Genomic DNA, 22,517 nt, shown 5'->3' with positions numbered 1-22,517 from the left:
CAATTCGTCCCGGTTGTATTTTAAATACAGCCGGGATTTTTTATTAGCTAAATTAAGGAGGAAAAGGATGCAAAAGGTAGGGACGCGGGAAGCAAGTATAGTTTTGATTGTTATGTTGGTAATTTTAGGAACCGGCGTGATTAAGTTAGGGTTGTCGCCCCAAACGCCAGTGCTCTTGGTGTTAGGCTTATTGACCGTCTGGGCAAAACTGCGAGGTTTTAGTTGGCAGGCAATTAATGATGGAATTAAGAAGGGGATTGAGACTGGGATTATTCCAATTTTTATTTTTATCTTAGTGGGTGCCTTAATCAGCGTTTGGATTGCGGCAGGAATCATTCCGACGTTGATGCTCGTAGGTTTTAAAATGATTAGCGTAAACTGGTTCATCCCCTCGGTTTTTGTAGTGTGTGCGCTCGTCGGCACCGCGGTTGGCTCGGCATTTACGGTCATGTCGACCGTGGGAATCGCCTTTTTTGGGATGGGAATGACGATGGGCATCAATCCCGCACTGGTTGCTGGAGCAATCATTTCCGGAGCAGTTTTTGGTGACAAATGCTCGCCACTTTCTGAATCAACCAACCTGTCCGCGGCGGTAGTTGACGCGGACCTATTTGATCACATTCGGAATTTGATGTGGTCAACGTTGCCAGCGTTTGGCGGTGCCTTAATTCTATTCGCCATTTTTGGGGCGGGCGATGCGCGAAACGCCGACATCAGTAAAATTCAGCATACCGAAATGATTTTAAGAACTCATTTTGCAACTGGCTGGTGGGTCTTGATTCCAATCGGGTTAATGTTTGTTTGCGCCTGGCGTCGCATTCCGGCAGTTCCCACCCTCTTTATCAATATCGGGGTGTCGGTAGGGTTGATTTGGCTTGAACACCCGCGCACCTCTGTGCAACACGTAGCTAAAATTATCGAAACTGGCTACGTAGCGCACACCGGGAACCTTGAGGTTGACCAATTACTGAGTCGGGGTGGGATTGCTAGTATGATGACCACCGTTTCACTGATTGTGGTGACTTTATCGTTAGGGGGCGTACTCGTTCATTTAGGATTGATTAATCAAGTGATGGAACCAGTTGCGCGCGTCTTAAATAGTGATGGAAAACTTATTTTGGCGGTAGTTCTCAGCGCGATGGGGGCCAACCTCCTGATTGGGGAACAATTTTTATCCGTAATTCTACCGGGGAAAGCTTTTAAAGCAACATTCAAAAAAGCCGGCTTAGCTAACGTTGCACTAAGCCGGGCTTTAGAAGATGGTGGGACCGTGATTAATTACTTGGTTCCGTGGGGAGTGGCAGCTACGTTTGCGGCCAACACGTTCCACGTAGCCACCTTAGACTACCTCCCATTTGCCTTTTTCAGCCTGTTGTCGCCCGTCTTTTCAATCCTGAGTGGTTTTACCGGGATTGGACTAAAGCGAAGCGAGAACCGGGCGCATTAAACCCAGCCATGGGTTTGCAGCCAATCGAGCAGGTGGTGACTAAAAGATTGGGAGCCAGCCACGTCGGGATGAACTTCATCCGTGGTCGATATTTCCCAACTAGCGGTCGGGATTACGGTGAAGTTAAATGCCTTAGCGATGGCTGCAATTGAAGGAGCATGGCTTTGGTTAAGGGGAATTATTACAAAAATTTGAGCTTCATTGAACTTAAATTGAACTTCCTTCATAAAGGCGGTGAAGTACATTTCAAAAACCGGGGCATCAAATTGCCAATCGTTAGTTCCTAAATTAAGGAAAACGAATGCAGGGTGCACAGGAGGTGCTGGAATTTGATAATCCACGTAGTTAATAAAGCGCGGTGCAGCAGGGACTCCGCCCGCCCCGTAACGAATGATGCCAGCCGCACTGTAAGCGATCCGGTAGTCTTCCCAACCTAACTTGCGGGAAATTAAAGCGGCGTAGTTAACGTCAGCTCCATAGCCGCTGGAAGGTACTTTTTTGCGAACCCAGCATCCTGCGGTAATTGAATCACCAATCCAAGCCACTAGGGGTCCGGCAGGTTTAAGGGCTCGCATCTGGCCGCCAGGAGCAACCCGAATGGCGGCCAAAGCCAGTCCCGCAGAAGATGTCCAAACCGGGTCTTGGTCGGTGTTGCCCGTAAAGTACAGGTGTAGAACGTGGCGCTGGTCTGAATTTAATTGAAGTTCAAATTGAGTTTCTTTAAGTTCAATGATTTGAGGCTCCTCATCGACAAAAATGGTGATGGTTTGCGGAGTGTCTAGGTCGGGAAGTACCCACTCGAAGGTAACCGTCTCGGTATCTTGAACTTCAAAGAGGACCTGAGCCCCTAAGTTGGTGGTGTACATCACTGACCGTTTTGCAAGGTTCCGGGCTACCCAACGACCGATGAAATAAGCGTCGGGAATGGTCCCGTTCGCGGGCGTGAAAATTAGTGGTTCCATAGCAACGACCTCCTTATCCAGGGTTATACATGCATTCAATTTCGTGGTCGTTAATTAAACCAATTGCTTGCATGAACGAATAGACAATGACCGGTCCCACAAACTTAAACCCCCGTTGCTTTAAGTCTGTAGAAATTTTAGCGGACAATGGCGTTTGTGCGTGAATTTCTTCTGGAATCCGGATGTGGTCGTTGATTTGCCGGCCGTTAACAAATTGCCAAATATATTTATCAAAGCTGCCAAACTCCGCCTGGACCCGCATAAAGGCCTGGGCGTTCATAATGGTGGCTTTTAATTTACCGCGATGCCGTAAAATAGCTGGATTTTGCATGAGCTTTTCCACGTCAGCATCCGTCATTTGGGCAACCTTAGCGACCTCAAAGTTAGCGAAGGATTCTTTAAAGGCAGCCCGTTTATTAAGAATCGTGTTCCAACTAAGCCCAGCTTGGTAACCTTCCAGTGAGAGCATTTCAAACATGTAACGGTCATCGTGGGAAACTTGGCCCCATTCGTTAGCGTGATAAGCTTGCATCAATGGCGAGGTGTCCCGTGCCCAAGTACAAATAAAATTATTTTCCATCGTTAAATTCTCCATCCTAAAAGAAAAATGCCAAGAACGAAGCGACATCGCTAAGGCGGAGAACGGCGCACCTTAAACTAGGTGGGTCGGTCGTTTCATTCACTGACATTAACTTCAATTTAACTTAATTTTAGCATAATTAGCGGAGAACAATTATCGCGAAGAATCGTAACCGTTGAATAGTAAGTTGAGAACTACGGCAGTAATGCTGGCAACTACAATTCCGTTCGTCAGAAGCATTTGGCAAGCTTGTGGCAAGGCCCGATAGATTTGCGGATCTACGGTTGAACCCAAGCCCATTCCGATCGATAAGGCACTAATCAAGATATCCTTAGTTTGGTTGAAATCAACCTTTTGAAGAATCCGGATTCCTTGAATTCCGACGATGCCAAACATTACTAACATGGCACCCCCAAGGACGCTTGATGGGATAATTGTTGCCATGGCACCAGCTTTTGGTAAAAGACCTAGTAAAATTAGAAATCCCGCAGCGTAGTAAAGCGGTTTGCGACTCTTAACGCCGGAAAGTTGTAAAACACCAACGTTTTCGGAAAAAGTCGAGTAAGGAAAGGTGTTAAAAATACCACCCAAGATGGCGGCAACTCCTTCAGCCCGGTAGCCTCGTTTTAGGTCATTCTGGGTAATCTCTTTTCCAACCAAATCACCGAGGGCAAAAAACACGCCGGTAGATTCAATCATCGTAGTGAGGGTCACCATAATCATCGTTAAAATTGCTGAGAGGTTGAAGGTGGGAACTCCAAAATAGAAGGGGCGCGGAAAATGGAACCAGCTTGCTTGTAAAACGGGCGCAAACGACACCATTCCTAATAAAGCAGCAATTCCGGTTCCCACTAAGATTCCAATCAGAACCGCAATAGAACGCATAAAACCACGGGCCCAGACGTTGATCATCACAATTACGGCTACGGTAATTAAGCCGACTAGCAGATTCTTAAGATCACCGTACGATTGGGCGGCGGGGTTTCCCCCACCGATGTCTTCAAAGGCAACTGGAATCAAGGTGAAGCCAATCACGGTAATAATTGAGCCGGTTACGATGGGCGGGAAAAGTCCGCGGATCTTAGAGAAAAGTCCGGCAACCAAGATGACGAAGAGCCCGGAGGCAATAATTGCACCATACATTGCCGTAATGCCCAGCCCCCCGCCGATTCGTTCTAACGGTTGAACCGATTGGATAGCGCAACCAAGGACAACCGGAAGCCCGATTCCGGTGAGCGGGGTGGTTCTGATTTGCAAAAGGGTGGCAATTCCACACATGAAAATGTCGATGGACACCAAATAGGTCATTTGAGCGGCGCTAAAATGTAAAAAGCCCCCGATTAACAGGGGAACGATAACGTCGCCAGAGTACATTGCTAAGAGGTGCTGAAAGCCTAATACCGCAGCCTTACCCTCGGTTAATTGCGGGGTGATCTCGGTAATCGGCGCGTCAGCGTATGAATCATTAGTTTTCATAAAATACATACCTCGTTTTCATATATTTTCAAAAGTTATGAAAGCGAGCCTATAAAACAGGTAGCTTGGGGAATTACAAACTACAATTAAAAAAGCTGGGACATGAGGGGTTAGCAGTTTGCGAAGGCGTCACCGAAATGGATTGGCCACCTAAAAAGGTGCTCCAAATCGGTGTGTCAGGCAGACTGACTAGCTCATTTCCCAGCCGGTTTCTGATTATGTAAGTTAAAAATTCCTATAGTCCAACATTTACGGCGTTGGGTAGAAACTGTCAACCAGATTAAGACATTATATAGGCTTGGGTCCATTTAATTTGTTTGAAATTTTAACACATAAAAAATATTTCAACAACTCGGGCTACGTGGACGGCGCAGCAAAAAACTAATAATCGATAAAATTGGAGAAAGGGTGAATCCGTTCTATAATGGTAAAAAGAGGTTTTAAAAGGAGAATATGATGAAAATACTAGCAATCGGAATGGATCGCCCCGTATCCCAAACGGTGGTCGAGGACCTAAATGCTTTATCAGAATTTTCGGTTACGACTGCTGAAGTTCAGGAAGCAACGGGCAGCTACGACGTCCTATACGTTGACTTGTTACACCTGGGGATGGATGAAGAATTTGAGACGGTGGTGGACCGGTTAGAAGAGCAAACTCTCCAAGTGAATAAGATCGTTTTGCTGGCGACCGCTGGAATGGATGCTGAGATCAATCCAACTTGGATTGAAGTTCAGGACCTTAAAGAACTGTTATTGGAAGTTAAGTACGTAGCCAAATTAGTCGACGAAACCGAGCTACCCTACAGCATCTTACGGCCAGTTGAAGTTAAAAATGAAGTTCAGAACAATGATTTAGTTATCACTCCTGAAGGCCAACCGATTACTGTTAAGGAAGTTGGTACAAGCGCGGTGGCTAAGGTTATTGAACGAGCAATTTTAACGGAAGAGTACCAAAACCAGTCGGTGGGAATTTCACAACCCCAATAAGGAGGAACTATGCCACTTAAATTTATGTACGGACCGGCAAGTGTCGATCATTTAGATGCGGTTGCTGAAACGGTGATTGAACTTCAGCAACGGCAAAAACAACGTAAAGTCTATTATTTAGTGCCTAACCATATTAAGTTTCAATCTGAAATTCAATTGCTGCAAAAACTGCGAGCAAAAAGTTCTTCTACAGGGCCAGTTTTTGCCGAGAAAGACGTTCAAATTTTATCTATTAGCCGGTTAGCATGGTTCTTTTTGCGTAATAGCAGCATTTACCAATACCCACGCTTAACTAGTTCAAGTACGAGCATGTTGCTATACCGAATCATTGCTGAGCACCAGGAAGAGTTACTTTTATTTGATAACATTGATGCGCAGTTAGGGTTAATCCAAGAAATTACAAGTCAGTTAGCCGAATTTAAGCAAGGAAACGTTAGTCCCGAAAATTTAAGTCAAATTATTGACCAGCTGGCTGAAAAGGAAGACCCCCAATTAGATTTAATGGCTAAGTTACACGATCTGAACATCATTTATACGGCTTACGATGAAGCAATTCAACAGAAGTTCGTAGACAATAGTGATATCTTACGGGCGTTAACTGCGCGGCTTGCAAAAATGGATCTAAGTTCGCAAAGCTTTATCATTAGTGGTTTTTCTAATTTTACCGCTGAAGAACTCAATTTAATTCAGACGTTAATTAAGGCTAACGCAACCGTGATAATCGACTTAGTAATGGACCGAAACCCGATTAATGAAAAGCTTTCAGAAAATAGTTTGTTTTTTGAAAATGAAAAATTATTTTTCAAAATAAATGAATGGGCCCGTGAAAACAAGATTTCAGTGGCTTCACCGCAATTGATCACGCAAAGTCGAGTGAATGACGACCTAAGAAAATTAGAGCAGTACTGGGTTTCCTCTACTCAAGGTAAGCGGGCTACCACCAATCGACATGAGCAAAATAATAGTGTGGAAATACTCGAGTTTAATAGTCGATACGCTGAGGTAGAACACGTGGCCACGGCGATTCGGCAAATGATGACCAAAGATGACCGCCTAAACTTCTCTGATTTTTCGGTTTTGGCCCGTCATTTAAGTGACTACGACACGATTATTAAGCCAATTTTTGACCAGTTCGATATTCCCATTTTTTACGATATGCAAGTGGCGATGAAGAATCATCCGTTGCTAGAGTTGATCAACGCGTTATTTGATATTCAAAAACGGCACTATCGTTATGAAGACGTCATGCGTTTGTTGAAAACCGGCCTCCTACGGCCCGAAAATGATGCCGATCCGGATGGTAAGGATTTTGTTAAAAGCGTCCACATTACGGAAAATTACGTTCTGCGTCAGGGGATTTATGGAAATAAGTGGCTTCAAAAGGCTCCGTGGCAGTACCAGCGTTTTAACGACGTTGATATGGACCAGCAAACTGACGAGGAACGGGAAATTAACAGACGGATTAACGAGATTAAGGACTACGTGGTGAAAACGGTCACCCCGTTTTTTAACCAGCTGGCAGTTGCCGAAGATGGTGCTACAGCAGCCAAAGCGTTGTATCAATTCTTAATGCGCAACCACGTTGACCAATGGTTGCTTGCTTGGCGAGACCAGTGGATTGAAGATGGCAACTTAGCCAAAGCCGCCGAGCCGGAACAAACTTGGGAAACCTTCGTGATGATGCTCGATGAATTTGTCGACATTTTAGGTGATCAGCCGTTTGATCCTAACAATTTCATCGGGTTATTAAACGCAGGATTTGAAAATGCAACTTATTCCCAAATTCCTTCCACCCTGGACCAAGTTTTAATTTCAGAAAGTGGCATGGTACAGATGATGGATCGTAAGGTGGTCTTCATCATTGGCGCGACCGACCGGGCCATGCCCGAACAAATCCAGGACAACGACTTCTTGAGCCAGGAAGGGAAGGCGCAAGTTAGTGACCAACTTGAGGACGATCAGTTTCTTAAAATGAGCAACGAACGACAAATGCGCCAAGAACCTTACTTGAACTACCTGACCTTTATGATTGGTTCCCAACGGTTGATCTTTACCTATCCTAAACGTGGTAACGACGGCAGCAATTTTAAAATATCGCCATACGTGGACCGCATTAAGACGTACTTTGAAATTGAAGTTCAATGCTTGCCTAGTCGTCCAGCAGTAGACCAGCCCCTCATTCAACCGTTTATTGGTTCAAAGCGAAGTACGTTGAGCCATCTGGTTCAGTACGCACGTTCCATGAAGGAAAGCAAGCAACCGGCAGATGCACGATGGAATTTGATCTATAGCATCTTGGAGGCTGGTCGTTGGCACGACCTAACCGATCGCTTGATGGGTAGTTTAAGTTACAAGAACGTTCCCCGGAAGCTGAAACCAGCCATCGTTACCGAATTATACGGGGATAAAATTTACGCTTCGGTTTCTAAACTTGAAGAATTTTTCCGCAACGAGTATTCGTACTTCTTGAAGTACGGGTTGAAACTCCAAGAGCGGGAAACGGCAGATTTAAGCCCAGCCGATACGGGTCAGTACTTCCATGCGGCAATGGATAATTTAGTGAAAATCATTACCCAAGCGGATTTGAACTTCAATGAAGTTAACGAAAAGCAGATTAAACAAGTTACCCAGCGGGTTTTAGAGACCATGCGTCAAGATTCGCAATTTGACCAATTTAATGGGACCTACCGGATGGGCTATTTGAGAAAACAACTAGACCGCACCGTAGAAACCATGGTTACCGCGATTTTTAAACAATTAGCCCGGACTAGAATGCGGCCGATTGCTTCGGAGCAGATGTTTGGACAGATTGGGTTAAAGGAAGGACTACCGGCGCTGAACTTCAAAGTCAACGAAAAACAAGAAGTTAACGTCCGCGGTAAAATTGACCGAATCGACAAGATTAATATTGAAGGTCAACCTTACTTAGGAGTGGTTGACTACAAATCAAGCACCCGGAAGTTTGACTTTGCGGATGCCTACTACGGGCTGGCAATGCAGATGCTTCTGTATTTGGACGTCGTACAGCAAAACCGTCAACGGATTGATCCACACGAACAGGCGCGCTTATCGAGTGCCCTGTACATGATTTTCCAAGATCCGTTGCTAAAGGCTACCGATTTGAAAGTTCAGGATGAAGATCAATTACAGCAAGCCCTCTTTAAGAAGTTCTCGTTGAACGGGTTTATCCTCAACAATGAAGAGTTACTAAAGGAAATTGATAAAACAGTTGCCGAGAATGGGAAGTCGGCCGTTTATCCATTTGATTTCACCAAGAGCGGCAGTTTAACTAAGGCTAGTTTAAATAACGTGGTTAGTGAAACTGAACTTCAGGATTTGATTAAACATGCTGAGGAAAAGGTCATCGAGGCCGGACAACGAATCTTTAGCGGGGAGGTCGATTTGAACCCTGTGCAATGGCCAGACCGGACGACCGCGTTGGAATACTCGCCATACAAGGAAATTATGCAATTTGACGCAATGCTGCCGGAAAATAATTACCGGGTCTTAGAAAAACTCGATAAAGAAACGGTCTTAAAGAAGATTGAGGAGGAACGCAAGAAGAATGGCAACTAGAACTTACACGCCTAGTCAACAACAAGCAATCGATAGTTCGGGGCACAATATTTTAGTTTCAGCCTCCGCCGGATCGGGAAAGACCTCGGTTTTAGTTGAACGGGTAATCCAAAAGATAATTAACGGGGAAGACGTGGATCGCCTTTTGGTGGTGACCTTCACCGAAGCCGCAGCTGCCGAAATGAAGGAACGAATTCGGGCGGCGATTATGAAAAAAATCAGTGAAGTTAACGACGCCGATTTACAAAACCACCTATCGCTGCAGTTAAGTAAGCTAAATAACGCCAACATCAGTACGTTACACGCCTTTTGTATGGCGGTGATTCGCAATTACTACTACGTAATTGACCTTGACCCAGCTTTTCGGATTATGGACCCGACGGAAAGTGAATTGCTAAAAGAGCAGGTTTGGGCCGATTTGCGGGAGGAATTATACGAAAGTGACGAGGACGGACAATTTGCGCGCCTAACCCGTAACTTTTCTAACGACCGTTCTGACGCGGGGTTACAGGAACTAATGCTGGATTTATTCGAATTCGCCAATGCTAACCCTGATCCCGATGCGTGGCTAACTAAAATTGCCAATAATTATGAAGTACAAACTGACCAAGTTATGGAGATGGATTTCGTAAAAAAGCTGCTAGCCAAGGTAAAAACGCAGCTGATCCAAATTTACCAGACGGATTTAAACCTCACGGAACAAGCCATTAACGGTGGCGAACCTTTACAAAAAGCGGCTGCTAACTTTCAAGCAGAGGTGGCCGGGTTGAAAGCCATTATCGACCAGTTTGATCAACCAAATTGGGATGCGTTACAACAAGCGATGGTTAACTTCAAGTTTGCCCAACTTCCGCGGGGAAAGAAGCCTGAAGTTCAGGAATTTAATTTAACGGCAAAGTCGGTACGCAACGAATTTAAAGCTGAATTTAATGGGCTGGTAGAGCGTTACTTTAAATTAAAAAATGACCAGTTGATTGCGATTTTTAAAGACGCGCGGGAACTAATGCTGAAGTTAATTGAAGTTCAGCAGCAATTCTCGGAGCGCTTTTTACAAGAAAAATTAACTCGGCGTTCTTTGGACTTTAGTGATTTGGAACATTTTGCTCTTCAAATTTTGCAAAACCAGTCCGAAGAGGGTCAGGCAGTTCGACGAAACTTCCAGGAGAAATTTAACGAAGTAATTGTTGATGAATACCAGGATATTAACCCACTACAAGAGACAATTTTGACTGCGGTAGCTCGCAAAGATCCTGGCAATATGTTCATGGTGGGGGACGTTAAACAATCGATCTATGCGTTTCGGATGGCGGATCCGAGTTTGTTTATTAGTAAGAACCAACGCTTTAAGCAATCTGGACAGCCGGATGAACGGATTATTTTGGCAGAAAATTTCCGTTCTATGCAAAACGTTGACGACTTTACCAACTTAATCTTTAACCAAGTTATGGATCAGGCGGTGGGAGAGATTGCCTACGATGCTGACGCACAGCTAAAGTTCGGTGCTAAGTACTACCCCGCTGAAGTTCAGAATAATACCGAAGTGCTTTTATTTGACGACCAGCAAAACGAAAGTCAGGCTGACCAAGAACCGGGCGCAATAATTACTGATAAAAACGACGGTCAGTTACAAATGATCGCCCAGCGGATCAAACGATTATTCGCGGATCAAACCAAAGTCTATGACCGGGATACGCAGGAAATGCGGCCGTTAAAGTATAGTGACATTGCGCTATTGCATTCTACAGGTAACAATAACCTTAATATTGTTGATACCTTCAAAAAGTACGGTATTCCAATTGAAGTTAGCAACGCTCAGGATTATTTTCAGACGACGGAAGTTTCGATTATGATGGCCCTCTTGAAAATCATCGATAACCCTTACCAGGACATTCCGCTAGCGGCGGTATTACGTTCCCCAATTGTGGGACTTGATGAAAATGAGCTTGCTTTCTTGCGCATTACTAAGAAAAATGGGCATTATTTTGAATCGGTGCTCTATTTCCAAAATGAGTTTAAGATTGACTACCAAAATGAATTTCAAGCCAACTTAAAACGCAAAATTGACCAATTTTTAGGCCAATTGGAACATTTCCGAAAGCTTTCCCAACAATGTACGCTGGTGGATTTGCTCTGGGAAATTTATCAAGAGACCGGCTATTTAGACTACGTGGGAGGGATGCCGGACGGTCCCCAACGGCAAAATAACCTCCACGCGTTATACGACCGCGCTCAAAGCTATGAGGAATCCAGTTTTAAAGGACTATTCCAATTTGTGCGTTTCGTAGAGAAGATGCGCGAAAAGAATAAGGATTTGGCGGAAAACCCGGTAGTTACCGATACGGAAGCCGTAAAATTGATGACCATTCATAGTAGTAAAGGGTTGGAGTTTCCAATCGTGTTCCTGATCGATGCGGACCACGGATTTAATAGTAGTGATACTAAAGGCCGGTACGTACTGGATCGGGACGCGGGGATGGGAATTACCGTGAAGGACTTTGTGCACCGCATCGAAGTCGACACGATGCAAAAAAACTGGATTATTGACGTACGACAACGCAAAATGCTCGCCGAAGAGCTGCGGGTGCTCTACGTTGCTTTAACTCGGGCGCAACAAAAGTTAATTATTACCGGAGCGTTGAAGTCTGCTACCCCGACATTAGAAAAATGGGCGCAAGCAGCTGATACTGGTGAGTTGCTTTTGCCGGAAGCTGAACGTGGGAAGGCAAAAAACTTCCTCGATTGGATCGGGATGGCAATCATGCGAGTACCGTCCGTTGCAGCGGACTATCCCGAGGTTAGTTCACGTAAATTGGATGCTGCCGCCGAAATTGAAGTTAAATTGAAGGTCGTTAATCGCGCTGATTTACTGGCTGGACAACGTTCCGATACGGGAATTGAACAGGGGCCCCCACCCACTTTAGAAAAAGTCGACCTGGATAGTGATATTAACGATGCGGACCAAATTCGGGCAATTCTGAACTTCAAATATCACGATATTGAAGCGACTCAAACGACGGCTTACCAGTCGGTTTCGGAAATTAAACGAGTTTTCGATGATCCCGATAAGTTAGAGATGGACTTTAGTGCGGTTGATCGCAACCAAAACCTACGCCCCCAAAAACGGTTTGTTACGGACCAGCTAATGTCGCCTCGTTTTATGAGTGAAGTTAGCCAGCCTAAACCTACCGAAATCGGAACGGCGACCCACTTAATTTTGCAACAACTCGACTTACGAGAACCGGTCACCGAGGCGGTAATCGAAGAAAAGATTCGCGAACTAGTGATGAACCGGGTGTTAGAAGAGCCTGTCGCTAAGCGAATCCGGGTCAACAGCATTTTGGACTTCTTTGAAAGTGAACTGGGGCAGTTAATGTTGGCGCACCCGGATCAGGTGCACCGTGAAGAAGCCTTCTCCCTGCTATTGCCAGCCAAGGGCTTATTTCCGAACGTGGTTGGCGATCAGGACGTGTTAATTCACGGGATTATTGACGCGTATTTCGAACTTGATGAGCGGGTGATCTTACTAGATTACAAAACTGACTTTGTACTCCCAGGCAGCCCGCAACAAGGAATTCAAAAAGTGATTGACCGTTACCAAGGTCAGGTCAACTTGTACGCGCAAGCCCTGAGCAATATTTTGGGTAAGCCGGTACAAGAAAAGTACCTTTACCTGCTTTCTATTGGAAAATTAGTGGAAATTCAATAAGTTTTAGGTTAATAAACTGGATTCTGTCATACTTAATTGATGGTAGAACCCAGTTTTCTGTATGACTTCCGGTAGAGGCGACCAATTTGAAAATTAGTTTTAGCGAATTTAAAACTAGTTCAAGAATTAATGGTAGCGATTTAGGCGGAAGGACAATTGAAGTACGGTTGTGGTTCCGTGTGGAAAACTGTGGATAACTTTGTTCATAACTTGAAGAGTAGAAATAAAGTTGTGCACAAATCTTATTAAACCGACCTTCGCACTTGTAGAAAAGTTTTCCACAGGTTGCGGTGGAAAATGTGGATAAAAAAATTAATTAACGAAAATTAAGGTCAAAATCGCCGTTATAACGGCGTTTGTAGCGGTAACAAAATTTTAAAAATTAAGGTGGAAAACTGTGGATAAGTGAAAATACTGTTGACAAATCGAAAGAAATAAATGTGGTGGCGAACATAAATTCGGCCCAATATATTGTGAGTATTTCAAAATGCCTGTGGAAAACTTTGTGGATAACTTGAGGATAGGATGTGGATAAACGGTGAATATCAAAATTATTGGTGTGGGAAAGTTAAAAGAGAAATATCTGAAACAGGGGATTGCGGAATATGCCAAACGGCTTTCCAAGTTTTGTAAATTTCAAATTATCGAAGTCCCGGATGAAAAAGCACCCGAAAGTTTAAGTGATGCCCAGATGGAAATGGTTAAGGAAAAGGAAGGTGAACGCATTTTAGCTAAGATTAAGGATCGTGAATACGTCTTTACCTTGGAAATCAAGGGTAAGGAGCGTTCTTCAGAAGAGTTAGCCGAAGAAATTGCAAACCTGACCACTTATGGCCATTCGGACATTACCTTTGTTATTGGTGGTTCGCTAGGGCTGAGTCCGGCAGTGATGAAACGGGCCGACACGGCGATTTCTTTTGGGCGGTTTACCTTACCGCACCAGTTAATGCGGTTGGTGCTAACGGAACAGATTTACCGGGCTTTCATGATTCAATCGGGAAGTCCCTATCATAAATAAGCAAAAACATCACGGAACGTTTTGGAAAACCAGAATGCTCCGTTTTTTTATTGAACTTGTCCTAAATTAAGTTGATTTATGCAAAGAAAGGGGTTACATTCAACGTATAGATAACTATCGATATGTGGGGGCGAAAAAATTGGACTACGATGCTTATTCGAAGTTTTTAAAGGCGCTAGCCGATCCTAAAAGGCTCGCAATTGTAGATTTACTTTCGAATGGTACAATGTGCGCTTGCGAAATTTTAGACCATTTCGACTTTACGCAACCCACGTTGTCTTACCACATGAAGGTGTTGCAATCGGCAGGAGTTGTTCTAGCAGAGAAGCGCGGGCGTTGGCAGCACTATTCATTGGCAGATGATTTTACCGTTAATTTTCCAGAATTCACCCGGCAATTATTGCAGAAAACGCAGTCAAACCAAGCGGGTGCCCAGAAGTCGGCGTTCTTGAAGATGACGGTCGTTTAAGGAGGGATGATTATGAAAACATATCAACCTTTAGGTACTAAACTAACCCACTACCTATTTTTTACTGGTAAAGGTGGAGTGGGAAAGACGACGATTGCAAGCGCGACGGCCATTCAACTTGCAAATAAGGGCCACGCCGTAATGCTAGTTTCCACGGATCCGGCCAGCAACTTACAAGACGTATTTCAAGCGGAACTAACCAACCGTCCCCGGACCATTCCAGGAGTAGCGCGGTTACAAGTGGCTAATTTTGACCCGTTGGTAGCGGCTAAAGAGTACCGGGAAGCCGTGATCAAGCCGTACCAGGGTGTTTTGCCCGCAGCCGCTTTAGCTAATATGCAGGAACAACTTTCCGGGTCCTGCACGGTGGAAGTGGCGGCCTTTAATGAGTTCACCCACTTTTTGACCGACCGGCAAATCAACCAGCAGTTTGAATACGTAATTTTTGATACGGCACCTACCGGACATACGTTGCGAATGCTACAGTTGCCCGCGGCCTGGACTAATTACTTGGATACGAACACGACGGGGACCTCTTGTTTAGGACAACTAGCCGGCTTGGAAAAGGATCGGCAGGTTTACCAACGGGCGGTTGCGACCCTTCGTGATCCGCGCCAAACGACCTTGATGCTGGTGACCCGCCCGCAACGGACGGCCCTTTTGGAAACCATCCGAACTGCTGAAGAATTAGCTAAAATTGGCATCCAACGTCAAGAAATTATTGTGAACGGTTGCCTTCCCGAAGCTGAAGACGCGGTGACTCGTCAAATTATTGACCAGCAACAAGCGGACTTACGGCGGTGGTTGCCCCGGTTGGCAAAATTCCCCCAAAGCCAAGTATTTTTAAGTGCTAAGAATGCGGTGGGGGTTACTAATTTGCGTGAAATATTAACTCCCCAGCCTCCGAAAGTTACCACCGGGAAAACTCCCGAGTTACAAAATAAGGGAATGATTGAAGATATCGTTACCGACGTAGTGGCCTGCAATAAGCGGATTATTTTCACGATGGGAAAAGGGGGAGTCGGAAAAACGGTCACAGCGGTGCGACTTGCCCAAGGCTTGGCTGAGACGGGCCGGACGGTACAATTAATAACAACCGATCCTGCCGATCATTTAGGTATGTTTAAAATCGACAAACGCGTTCACGTAGCTCACGTCGATGAACAGCAAGCGCTGAAAAATTACCAACAACAGGTACTTGCACAGTTAGATTCTACGGTTGCTGATGAAGACCTCGCCTACGTTAAGGAAGATCTGCGCTCCCCATGTACCCAGGAAATTGCGTTATTCGAAGTGTTTGCCGAAGAAATTGCCGAAACAAACTGTGAAGTGACGGTCGTGGATACGGCGCCCACCGGCCACACGCTACTATTATTAAACTCGATGGATGAATATGCTAAGGAAGTTCAACGAACGGCAGGTATGGTTTCTCCAGCAGTGGTGAACTTGCTTGACCGGGTAAAAACGGGGGACGAAGTCGAGGTTGTAATGGTGACGTTACCGGAGGCGACCCCAGTTTATGAAACGACCCGGCTTAGCAATGATTTAGAACGGGCCCATTTACCCCATAAGTGGTGGATCGTCAACAAGAGCCTTTTGGCAACCCCCACCACGAGTAAATTGCTTCAAGCCAAGGCGCAAGCAGAAGGTCGTTGGATTCAACGGGTGCGCGAACTATCTCAAGGCCACGTGGTGGTTACCGGTTGGGAAATGGATTTTGAGGATCGGCGACTGACCGTTTAATTACGTTAATAGCAAATTTTCTCACCAAAGGGAGTGAAGTACTAATGCGTAAAATTGAAATATATGAAGAAGCATTGTGTTGTCCGACAGGCGTTTGCGGGCCTACCGTGCGAGAAGAGTTGGTGCGGACGACCGCCGTTCAGCGGGCAGTCCACCCGGTTAAGGAAATTCGTTTTCTTCGCTATAATCTAGCCCAGAACCCGGGCGCCTTTGTTCGTCAACCCTTGGTACAACAACTTTTAGACGAAGAAGGAATGACCAGCCTACCAATTACAATTGTTGATGGTCAGGTAGTTAAAACCGGTACGTATCCGAGCTATGAAGAGTTTGAAAAGTATACCGGGATGAAGATTGGTCGAGCGGTGGCGCGAAAAACGGAATGAACTAAAAAAACAACCAATACCTTACTAATGTATTGGTTGTTTTAAGTTAAATCACGTATTTTAAACAAAATCTGAAGTTCAATTGAAGTTCGATAAAGCTTATTAGAACGCACATTAACGTAACCAACGTTCCAAAAGTGGGAACTTAGTTTCTAACCAAACCATCAGTTTAGTATGTACGATTCGTTGATGTAGCTCGGGAGAGGCTTTTTTCAAGCAGAAGAATGCTAAAATGAAAAAGGGAGTGCCAGGCATAATCGGCAACACCGCGCCAAGCGCACCTAAAGTAACGTTGACGAGGGTGGCTGCGATCCAAAAGCAGCGTGAAATTGCAAATGTCATCTAAATCAACTCCTTCGACTCTAAAAATAGCACCTTCAGCTAGCAAATACGAGCAAAAGGCTAAATTATTTAGCATTCCTTAATTACTTTTAATCTTTCTGAAAGAAGGGTATTCACATTAAAATTCAAAAGCTAAGTAGCATTACTGAAGTTCAATTGAACGAAATCATGGCAGTTTGGCTGCAAGGAAATTTAACTGCACACTCCTTTATTAGCCCCGATTATTGGAAACAAAACCAAGCGGCAGTGAAGGCAGCGATGCGAGAGGCAACCGTCTACGTTGCTCAAATCGAACAACAAATTATTGGTTTTGCGGGTCTCCAAGAAAATTATTTAGCAGGAATTTTTGTAGCTACTTCGATGCAAAATCGGGGAGTTGGGGGACAACTAATCGCTAGGCTTCAACAAGACTATCAAGAACTTAATTTAGCGGTTTACGAGCAAAACTCAGTGGCAATTAAGTTTTACTTAAAGCACGGATTTCGGAGTAAAAAACGCCAAATTGATACAGCAACCCAGCAGTTAGAATTATTAATGGGCTGGTGTTCCAACAAGCGTAAATAAATAATAAAACGTGGTTAGAAACCGAATACGGTTCCCGACCACGTTTTTTGTTCTGAAGTTCAATTAAGTTAAATTATTTTTGGAGAAGTTGTTCAGCTTTTTGACAAAGTGTCCACAGTTGAGCGTAGTGCGCGTCACTAGTCGGTACTTTACGTTGTAATAACATTTCCGCAGCTTGGATGCGTTCCTTGGTGGTGTTAGCAGCTAATCTAGTGTGGTTAGCATCCGCGAAAAGCGCGTTGATGGCTGCCGTTGCCTTTTTTACACCAGCATTAGCAGTTTGAGAGTTTAATAAAGCGTCTGCTTGGTCGCAAAGTGAGTTTAGGTCGGTAAAAGTACTGCTATTAGCCGGTACGTTTAAAGCTACTAGTTGTTTGGCAGTAGCAATGCGTTCAGCCGTCGTAGTGCTTGCTAAGCGACTGTGAGTGTTGTCGGTAAAGAGGGCGTTCACTGCCTTAATTGCACGTTGAACTGCTGGAGAAGTGTTTTCTTGTTGGTTTAGTAGGTCGGCAGCCTTGTGGCAAAGAGCAAGGAGTTCCCGTTGTTTAGCGGCAGGTACGCCTGTGGCAGCAGATAACTCTTCTGCTCGTTGAATTCGCCCAGCAGTGGTGGATGGTGCTAATGAAGTGTGATTTTTATTAGCAAACAAGGCTTCAACTGTAGCAGTAGCTTTTTTTACCGCAGTGTTGGCAGTTTGTTCCTTTAAGAGAGCCGCTGCTTTATCACAAAGTGTGTTTAATTTATTGAAGGCACTGCTATTGGCAGGTACGTTAAGAGCAACCAGTTGTTTAGCGGTGGAGATCCGTTCCTTAGTCGTAGCTTTAGCTAATTGGGTGCAATCGCGATCAGCAAACAAGGCGTTGACCACTTTAACTGCCCGCTGGATAGCTGGGTTAGAATTTTCCGCCGGTGTATTCTGGGAAGGCATGAAAGTGGCCGCATGAATTACAGCCGTGCCCGCGGTAAGTCCTAAAGTAAGGGCGGTCATTGCCACCATGGTGTATTTTGTGTACTTACTAGAATTCATTTAAATTATTTCTCCTTTATGTGCTTGATTATTAAATTCAAGTCTTAAAAGTGTTTTTGAAGTTAATTACGCTTCTAAAATAAGACAGTTAGGGACCCTTTTAAGAGCATATCCAATCTTGTTGATGGTGTCAACTTTACATAGGAGACAATTTAAAAATGAGAACTAGCAGCGCGTTAATTAGCGGGGTCTACGCGGAGCACCAGCTTTTAATTAAGCTTTGGCCGAATACTACCGATTAAAAAAATCAGGATAAATGATAAAAGACCTGCTAAAAACGGCCAATATAAAACGGAACTCCAATTGACTGAAAAATAGGCAACGCCGAATATCTTGGTTTTTATATAGCGAACCGTGGCAAAGAATATTAAATTAAAACCGCCCATTAAAAAGCTAATCGTAAGACTGTACAATAATCCTTCTTGAAGCTGTTCAAAGAATAGGTCGCGAGGAGAATAGCCAAGTATTTTTAATTGAATGAAATCTTGTTTCGCAACGTTTTTTTCCATAATGGTTAACGAAATCATGTTGCCAGCGACGATAATTAAAGTGGGCCCCAAGTAAATGAGTAGGGTGAGGAAAATGGCAATCGGTGTGCGCACTCGTTGCATATTGAGCAGCTCAAGAATCAAATGAATGATTCCCGAAAGAAAAAGTAGCGTGATTAGAATGGGTTTAATGAGGTTGGATAATCGAGAGGGTTGGTTCTTAATGCGGTAAAAAGCCGTAGTTAAGGTACGAAAATTAAAATGATCCAAACCACGATAAACCAAGTACAGGCTAAAGTTAATTAGGTACTTATCAATTAGCCAGATTAATACGGCGGTGAGAATTAAAATGTTTTGGAGCGTATTGACAAGGTTAACGTTTTTGGCAGGAAAATAAATTTGATAGTATTCCCAAAGAATTCCAAGAAAAACTGACGAAGCAGTGGTGATTTGTAAAATGATTTTCCAAATTTTCAACCAATGCCGTTTTTTAGAGGTTTTCATTTTCATTTGATAATGGTAACTGTAAAGAAAACTTGAAACATAGGCAATTAATAACGTAATTCCCAAGACGGTAAAGAGGGCGCTGAGGTGATAATTAACGGAAATTAGGGGAAAGTACTGCTTACCGGCCTCCCTTTGAAAGGAGTGGTAGAGACTTTGAGCTAGGGGGAGTGCCACGAAGTATCCTGAAAAAGTTCCCAAGAAACTTACTAAAACCATTTCTATTGCGGTAATTTGGGCTAATTGAGCGGGAGTAGCACCTAATTGAGTTAACTGCGCATGCTCTTTAGCAAACGCCTTTCCCACGGTGACAATTATCCCACTGATTACTACGGAGAGGGTTACAAGCCCAAAACTAAGTGGAGTGATTGAAATGGCTTTAATAATATTATTATCAAGTTTAGCGGCGATCATAGAAAAATAAATGATTAGACAACAAGAAGTGATTACGCTGGCTGCGATAAACACGACTAACGCTCCCAACCAAGTATTAAGTTGGTAACGAAATTCTTTGATACCAATTTTAATCATGAAGTTTCCTCCTCAAGTTGAAGCAGGTCGGCAAGCGTCGGCTTTAAAATGCTATGGGTGATACGGCCGTCGTTTAAAATAACTGCGCGAACACTTTGTGCGGCAAGCTCTAGGTTGTGGGTGACCATTACAAGAGTGGTACCTTGTTGAACTAATTTTTGGAGAAGTTGCATTACCACGGATCCGGACTTGGAATCGAGGGCACCAGTCGGTTCGTCGGCAAAAATGACGCTAGCCTTTGAAAGAATCGTCCGAGCAATTGCTATCTTTTGCTGTTCACCCCCGGATAGATCAGTGACGTTACCAAATAAGTCACCGTTTAACTTCATTTCGGCCATCAGGGCAGTGACGCGGTGCTGGTCAATGGAATCATGGGCAAGTCGCAATGGTAATACGGCATTTTCGTAAGGGGAGAGATAGGGGACGAGGTTGTACTGCTGGAAGATGATCCCTACGGTTGTCCGCCGAAACTGGGCTAACTTGCAAGGCTTAAGCTTAAATGGATCCCTGCCGCTAATGTTAACGGTACCTGTTGAAGGAGGTAATAAGCCAGCAATACATTTAATTAACGTAGTTTTACCGCTCCCTGAAGGGCCTACAATGCTCAAAAATTCCCCGGGTTTCACCGATAAATTGACGTTGTTTAAAACGGAGTTTTGTTGGGAATGTTTACCATAGTAATAGTACTTACATAAATGGTTAACTTTGATGATGGGTTGCATAACGTTCACCGTCCAATCTGTTAAAACGTGGTTATTCAATATGGATATCGCCATCGCCAGTACTAAAGGTGTACTTGGTTGCTAAATTGCCATCGCGAAAATGGCGTTGAGAACGACCAAAAATCGTAACTTTTCCGTCATCCGTAGTGGCGGAGACGGCAAGGTCCTTGGTTGAATTTAAAACAGCATGAATGTCACCATCGGTCGTCCGAACGGCAAGGTCGTGGGTGGCTTGAAGTTCATTTAAGTTAATATCGCCGTCAGATGAAGTTAAACTAGCGCGGTTAAGTTTGCTATTAGTAACGGAAATGTCATCAGTATTAGAAATCGTGGTGGGGTTCTTTTGGAAATTACAGTTTTGAATAATCACCTCGCCGTCCCCGTTGATGTCCAGGGTGTCGGCAGTTACGTTATTTAAGTTCACGTCGGCTTCACCACTAATATTCAAAGTATCGTTTACCTTCATTTTATTTAAATGAACTTCATCCGTGCTACGTAAACGGAGTTGGTCAATGTTTAAGGTAGATAAAGTAAGCTCTCCAGTGGTGCTGCCTTTGATCGATTGCAAAATAGTTTGGCGCGGAACCTTAATTAAAATTGGGTCAGATTGGTTATAGTCGCTTAGAAATGAAGTTAATAAACGGTTTATTCTGGCTGTTCCAATGTTTAATTGTTGAGAACTAGATTGGTAATGGATTTGGTTTATCGACGCGGGCGTGGTGATCTTTATTGATTTACCATCGTAAGCTTCGACTGTGACGTCGTTCAATGTTTTAAGCTGGATGGAGCGAACCCGACGATAGGATTTAGTGATGGAATGGCTGCCCGCGAAATGGAATCGCTCGTTTAGTTTCGGCAGGTCGTAAAAGGCATTATTGAGGGAAGCAATCGTGATAAAGATAATTCCAAGTAAGGTTAATAAAATACCGGCGATAAAAGTCTTCTTCATGGATTTGTACCTACTTTCCGAAACGAGTTTTTTGGCTGATAGAGGCGTACAATTTCTGGAACAATTGGGAAGTGAGGTGGATGCCGTTCACAATGATCCAGTGGGCTATCGGGAGGAGAATTAAAAATAGTCCTAGGAAAGTGAAGCCGGTACCTAAAATTGAAAAACCCGCCCAGAAGGAGGAAAAAATTATGTAACCACCCGCGCCGATTAAGATTACGCCCGCCAACAGCAAGCTTAGAAAGAGGGCCCCTATCGAGACTACTACGGAAAAAACAATACTGAATGGAATCACACAAATGGCGATGAGTATGGCGGGGATGATCAGACCCATTGGCGTAGCAAAGGAAAGGAGCGCCAAAATAATGAGCCAGATTGTGCGAACGTCGCGTTGGGGTTGTTTAGAATGGGTTTGCGTACCAGTGTCGTTCATGGTTTGGCTTGCCTTGATCGAATAATCAGCAAGTACTTTTCTCGCCAACTGAACCGGCGTGCCGAGCTTGTCAACGGCTGCAGCATAAGTTTTGATTCCGGCATCTTCAAGGTATTCCGTATAAAAATTGATTACGTCTGACTGTTCTTCGGTAGTTAGTTCGGTTAAGTGGGACTTTAATTCATCGATGTATTCATTCATCTGGTTCAACTCCTCCAAGTAATTGGTCAATTTGTTTTTTAAAAGTTAGCCATTCTTGCTGAACTTCAGTTAACTGCTTTTGACCTTCAGCGGTGATGTGGTAATAGCGACGGTTCCGGCCCTGGTAAGGTTCGTCGTAGGTGGTAAGTAGATTAGCCTTTTTCAGCCGCCTTAAAACGGGATACATGGTGGATTCAGAAACGGGAGTGTGTTCCTGGACTTTCTGGGTCAGGGCGTACCCGTAATAATCACCCCGACTTAAAATGCCGAGTACACACCCGTCGAGTAAAGCGGTGGGTATTTGGATTGCCACTAAATCCCTCCTCATACTATATGACATATAATATTGCTTTAGCCACATTATGAAGTTAAAGGAATTGAAAGTCAATGGGGAATATAAAATAATTTT

General features: G+C 44.2%; 19 protein-coding genes and 1 riboswitch. Of the genes, 9 read left to right on the top strand and 10 right to left on the bottom strand.

Features of this window, described 5'->3' with window-relative positions:
* The first annotated feature begins 67 nt into the window (after positions 1 to 67).
* A complete protein-coding gene (gene nhaC, locus NYR25_09570; protein ID UWF33814.1) occupies positions 68 to 1,447 on the top strand; it encodes a Na+/H+ antiporter NhaC in 1,380 nt (459 codons plus the stop codon).
* Here nhaC and NYR25_09565 read toward each other — a convergent pair.
* The 3 genes from NYR25_09565 to NYR25_09555 all read right to left on the bottom strand — a co-directional run bounded on the left by NYR25_09565 (position 1,444) and on the right by NYR25_09555 (position 4,465).
* Positions 1,444 to 2,409 (bottom strand): GDSL-type esterase/lipase family protein, encoded by a 966-nt coding sequence (locus tag NYR25_09565; protein ID UWF33813.1) that lies wholly within the window; start codon positions 2,407 to 2,409, stop codon positions 1,444 to 1,446. The two genes, nhaC and NYR25_09565, sit on opposite strands and share 4 nt — an antisense overlap.
* Before the next feature lie 13 nt (positions 2,410 to 2,422).
* A complete protein-coding gene (locus NYR25_09560) occupies positions 2,423 to 2,989 on the bottom strand; it encodes a DNA-3-methyladenine glycosylase I (protein ID UWF33812.1) in 567 nt (188 codons plus the stop codon).
* Positions 2,990 to 3,142: 153 nt separating this feature from the next.
* Positions 3,143 to 4,465: a purine permease gene (locus tag NYR25_09555; GenBank protein UWF33811.1), complete on the bottom strand. Its 1,323-nt coding sequence runs from the start codon at positions 4,463 to 4,465 to the stop codon at positions 3,143 to 3,145.
* A gap of 218 nt (positions 4,466 to 4,683) precedes the next feature.
* Positions 4,684 to 4,781, bottom strand: a riboswitch (purine riboswitch).
* Between the two features lie 140 nt (positions 4,782 to 4,921).
* On the opposite strand from NYR25_09555, the gene NYR25_09550 reads away from it, so the two are divergent.
* The 7 genes from NYR25_09550 to arsD all read left to right on the top strand — a co-directional run bounded on the left by NYR25_09550 (position 4,922) and on the right by arsD (position 16,347).
* Complete coding sequence (locus tag NYR25_09550; protein ID UWF33810.1) at positions 4,922 to 5,452, top strand: NAD(P)H-binding protein; 531 nt, start codon at positions 4,922 to 4,924, stop codon at positions 5,450 to 5,452.
* Between the two features lie 9 nt (positions 5,453 to 5,461).
* On the top strand, positions 5,462 to 9,028 hold the full coding sequence (locus NYR25_09545) for an exodeoxyribonuclease V subunit gamma (GenBank protein ID UWF33809.1): 3,567 nt from the start codon (positions 5,462 to 5,464) through the stop codon (positions 9,026 to 9,028).
* Positions 9,018 to 12,734 carry a helicase-exonuclease AddAB subunit AddA gene (addA, locus tag NYR25_09540; protein ID UWF33808.1) on the top strand — a complete coding sequence of 1,239 codons (3,717 nt, stop codon included), beginning with the start codon at positions 9,018 to 9,020 and terminating at the stop codon, positions 12,732 to 12,734. Before NYR25_09545 ends, addA begins: the two co-directional genes overlap by 11 nt.
* Positions 12,735 to 13,272: 538 nt before the next feature.
* Positions 13,273 to 13,752 carry a 23S rRNA (pseudouridine(1915)-N(3))-methyltransferase RlmH gene (gene rlmH / locus NYR25_09535; GenBank protein UWF33807.1) on the top strand — a complete coding sequence of 160 codons (480 nt, stop codon included), beginning with the start codon at positions 13,273 to 13,275 and terminating at the stop codon, positions 13,750 to 13,752.
* Positions 13,753 to 13,891: 139 nt separating this feature from the next.
* Entirely contained in the window at positions 13,892 to 14,221 is a 330-nt protein-coding gene (locus NYR25_09530) for a metalloregulator ArsR/SmtB family transcription factor (protein UWF33806.1), read from the top strand.
* Positions 14,222 to 14,233: 12 nt separating this feature from the next.
* Positions 14,234 to 15,964 (top strand): arsenical pump-driving ATPase, encoded by a 1,731-nt coding sequence (gene arsA / locus NYR25_09525; GenBank protein UWF33805.1) that lies wholly within the window; start codon positions 14,234 to 14,236, stop codon positions 15,962 to 15,964.
* Positions 15,965 to 16,008: 44 nt separating this feature from the next.
* A complete protein-coding gene (arsD, locus tag NYR25_09520; GenBank protein ID UWF33804.1) occupies positions 16,009 to 16,347 on the top strand; it encodes an arsenite efflux transporter metallochaperone ArsD in 339 nt (112 codons plus the stop codon).
* Positions 16,348 to 16,461: 114 nt separating this feature from the next.
* On the opposite strand, the gene NYR25_09515 is transcribed toward arsD, so the two are convergent.
* Positions 16,462 to 16,689 carry a YbaN family protein gene (locus NYR25_09515; GenBank protein UWF33803.1) on the bottom strand — a complete coding sequence of 76 codons (228 nt, stop codon included), beginning with the start codon at positions 16,687 to 16,689 and terminating at the stop codon, positions 16,462 to 16,464.
* Positions 16,690 to 16,845: 156 nt separating this feature from the next.
* On the opposite strand from NYR25_09515, the gene NYR25_09510 reads away from it, so the two are divergent.
* Positions 16,846 to 17,253, top strand: coding sequence for a GNAT family N-acetyltransferase (locus NYR25_09510; protein ID UWF33802.1), 408 nt, complete (start codon positions 16,846 to 16,848; stop codon positions 17,251 to 17,253).
* A 73-nt stretch (positions 17,254 to 17,326) separates the two neighbouring features.
* Here the strand turns inward: NYR25_09510 and NYR25_09505 are convergent, their stop codons facing one another.
* The 6 genes from NYR25_09505 to NYR25_09480 form a co-directional block, all read right to left on the bottom strand.
* Entirely contained in the window at positions 17,327 to 18,280 is a 954-nt protein-coding gene (locus NYR25_09505; GenBank protein UWF33801.1) for a toxin Cry1Ac domain D-VI-related protein, read from the bottom strand.
* 209 nt (positions 18,281 to 18,489) lie between these two features.
* Positions 18,490 to 19,803 (bottom strand): FtsX-like permease family protein, encoded by a 1,314-nt coding sequence (locus tag NYR25_09500; protein UWF33800.1) that lies wholly within the window; start codon positions 19,801 to 19,803, stop codon positions 18,490 to 18,492.
* Positions 19,800 to 20,525: an ABC transporter ATP-binding protein gene (locus NYR25_09495; GenBank protein UWF33799.1), complete on the bottom strand. Its 726-nt coding sequence runs from the start codon at positions 20,523 to 20,525 to the stop codon at positions 19,800 to 19,802. The genes NYR25_09500 and NYR25_09495 overlap by 4 nt, the downstream gene beginning before the upstream one ends.
* A 31-nt stretch (positions 20,526 to 20,556) precedes the next feature.
* Positions 20,557 to 21,474, bottom strand: a complete 918-nt coding sequence (locus NYR25_09490; protein UWF33798.1) for a DUF4097 domain-containing protein — start codon at positions 21,472 to 21,474, stop codon at positions 20,557 to 20,559.
* 10 nt (positions 21,475 to 21,484) lie between these two features.
* Entirely contained in the window at positions 21,485 to 22,108 is a 624-nt protein-coding gene (locus NYR25_09485; GenBank protein ID UWF33797.1) for a DUF1700 domain-containing protein, read from the bottom strand.
* Positions 22,101 to 22,421, bottom strand: a complete 321-nt coding sequence (locus tag NYR25_09480) for a PadR family transcriptional regulator (protein ID UWF33796.1) — start codon at positions 22,419 to 22,421, stop codon at positions 22,101 to 22,103. The genes NYR25_09485 and NYR25_09480 overlap by 8 nt, the downstream gene beginning before the upstream one ends.
* Between the last annotated feature and the right edge of the window lie 96 nt (positions 22,422 to 22,517).

Source organism: Pediococcus acidilactici (assembly GCA_024970065.1).
Classification (GTDB): domain Bacteria; phylum Bacillota; class Bacilli; order Lactobacillales; family Lactobacillaceae; genus Pediococcus; species Pediococcus acidilactici_A.
Note: the sequence above shows the minus strand (reverse complement) of the source record. Positions and strands in the feature narration are given on the sequence as shown.

Bases quoted from the DNA above. Each gene is read 5' to 3' on its own strand.
- nhaC (UWF33814.1), top strand. From the start codon at position 68: ATGCAAAAGGTAGGGACGCGGGAAGCAAGTATAGTTTTGATTGTTATG.
- NYR25_09565 (UWF33813.1), bottom strand. From the start codon at position 2,409: ATGGAACCACTAATTTTCACGCCCGCGAACGGGACCATTCCCGACGCT.
- NYR25_09485 (UWF33797.1), bottom strand. From the start codon at position 22,108: ATGAATGAATACATCGATGAATTAAAGTCCCACTTAACCGAACTAACT.
- NYR25_09560 (UWF33812.1), bottom strand. From the start codon at position 2,989: ATGGAAAATAATTTTATTTGTACTTGGGCACGGGACACCTCGCCATTG.
- NYR25_09545 (UWF33809.1), top strand. From the start codon at position 5,462: ATGCCACTTAAATTTATGTACGGACCGGCAAGTGTCGATCATTTAGAT.
- addA (UWF33808.1), top strand. From the start codon at position 9,018: ATGGCAACTAGAACTTACACGCCTAGTCAACAACAAGCAATCGATAGT.
- NYR25_09555 (UWF33811.1), bottom strand. From the start codon at position 4,465: ATGAAAACTAATGATTCATACGCTGACGCGCCGATTACCGAGATCACC.
- NYR25_09505 (UWF33801.1), bottom strand. From the start codon at position 18,280: ATGAATTCTAGTAAGTACACAAAATACACCATGGTGGCAATGACCGCC.
- NYR25_09500 (UWF33800.1), bottom strand. From the start codon at position 19,803: ATGATTAAAATTGGTATCAAAGAATTTCGTTACCAACTTAATACTTGG.
- NYR25_09550 (UWF33810.1), top strand. From the start codon at position 4,922: ATGAAAATACTAGCAATCGGAATGGATCGCCCCGTATCCCAAACGGTG.
- NYR25_09490 (UWF33798.1), bottom strand. From the start codon at position 21,474: ATGAAGAAGACTTTTATCGCCGGTATTTTATTAACCTTACTTGGAATT.
- arsD (UWF33804.1), top strand. From the start codon at position 16,009: ATGCGTAAAATTGAAATATATGAAGAAGCATTGTGTTGTCCGACAGGC.
- NYR25_09515 (UWF33803.1), bottom strand. From the start codon at position 16,689: ATGACATTTGCAATTTCACGCTGCTTTTGGATCGCAGCCACCCTCGTC.
- arsA (UWF33805.1), top strand. From the start codon at position 14,234: ATGAAAACATATCAACCTTTAGGTACTAAACTAACCCACTACCTATTT.
- NYR25_09495 (UWF33799.1), bottom strand. From the start codon at position 20,525: ATGCAACCCATCATCAAAGTTAACCATTTATGTAAGTACTATTACTAT.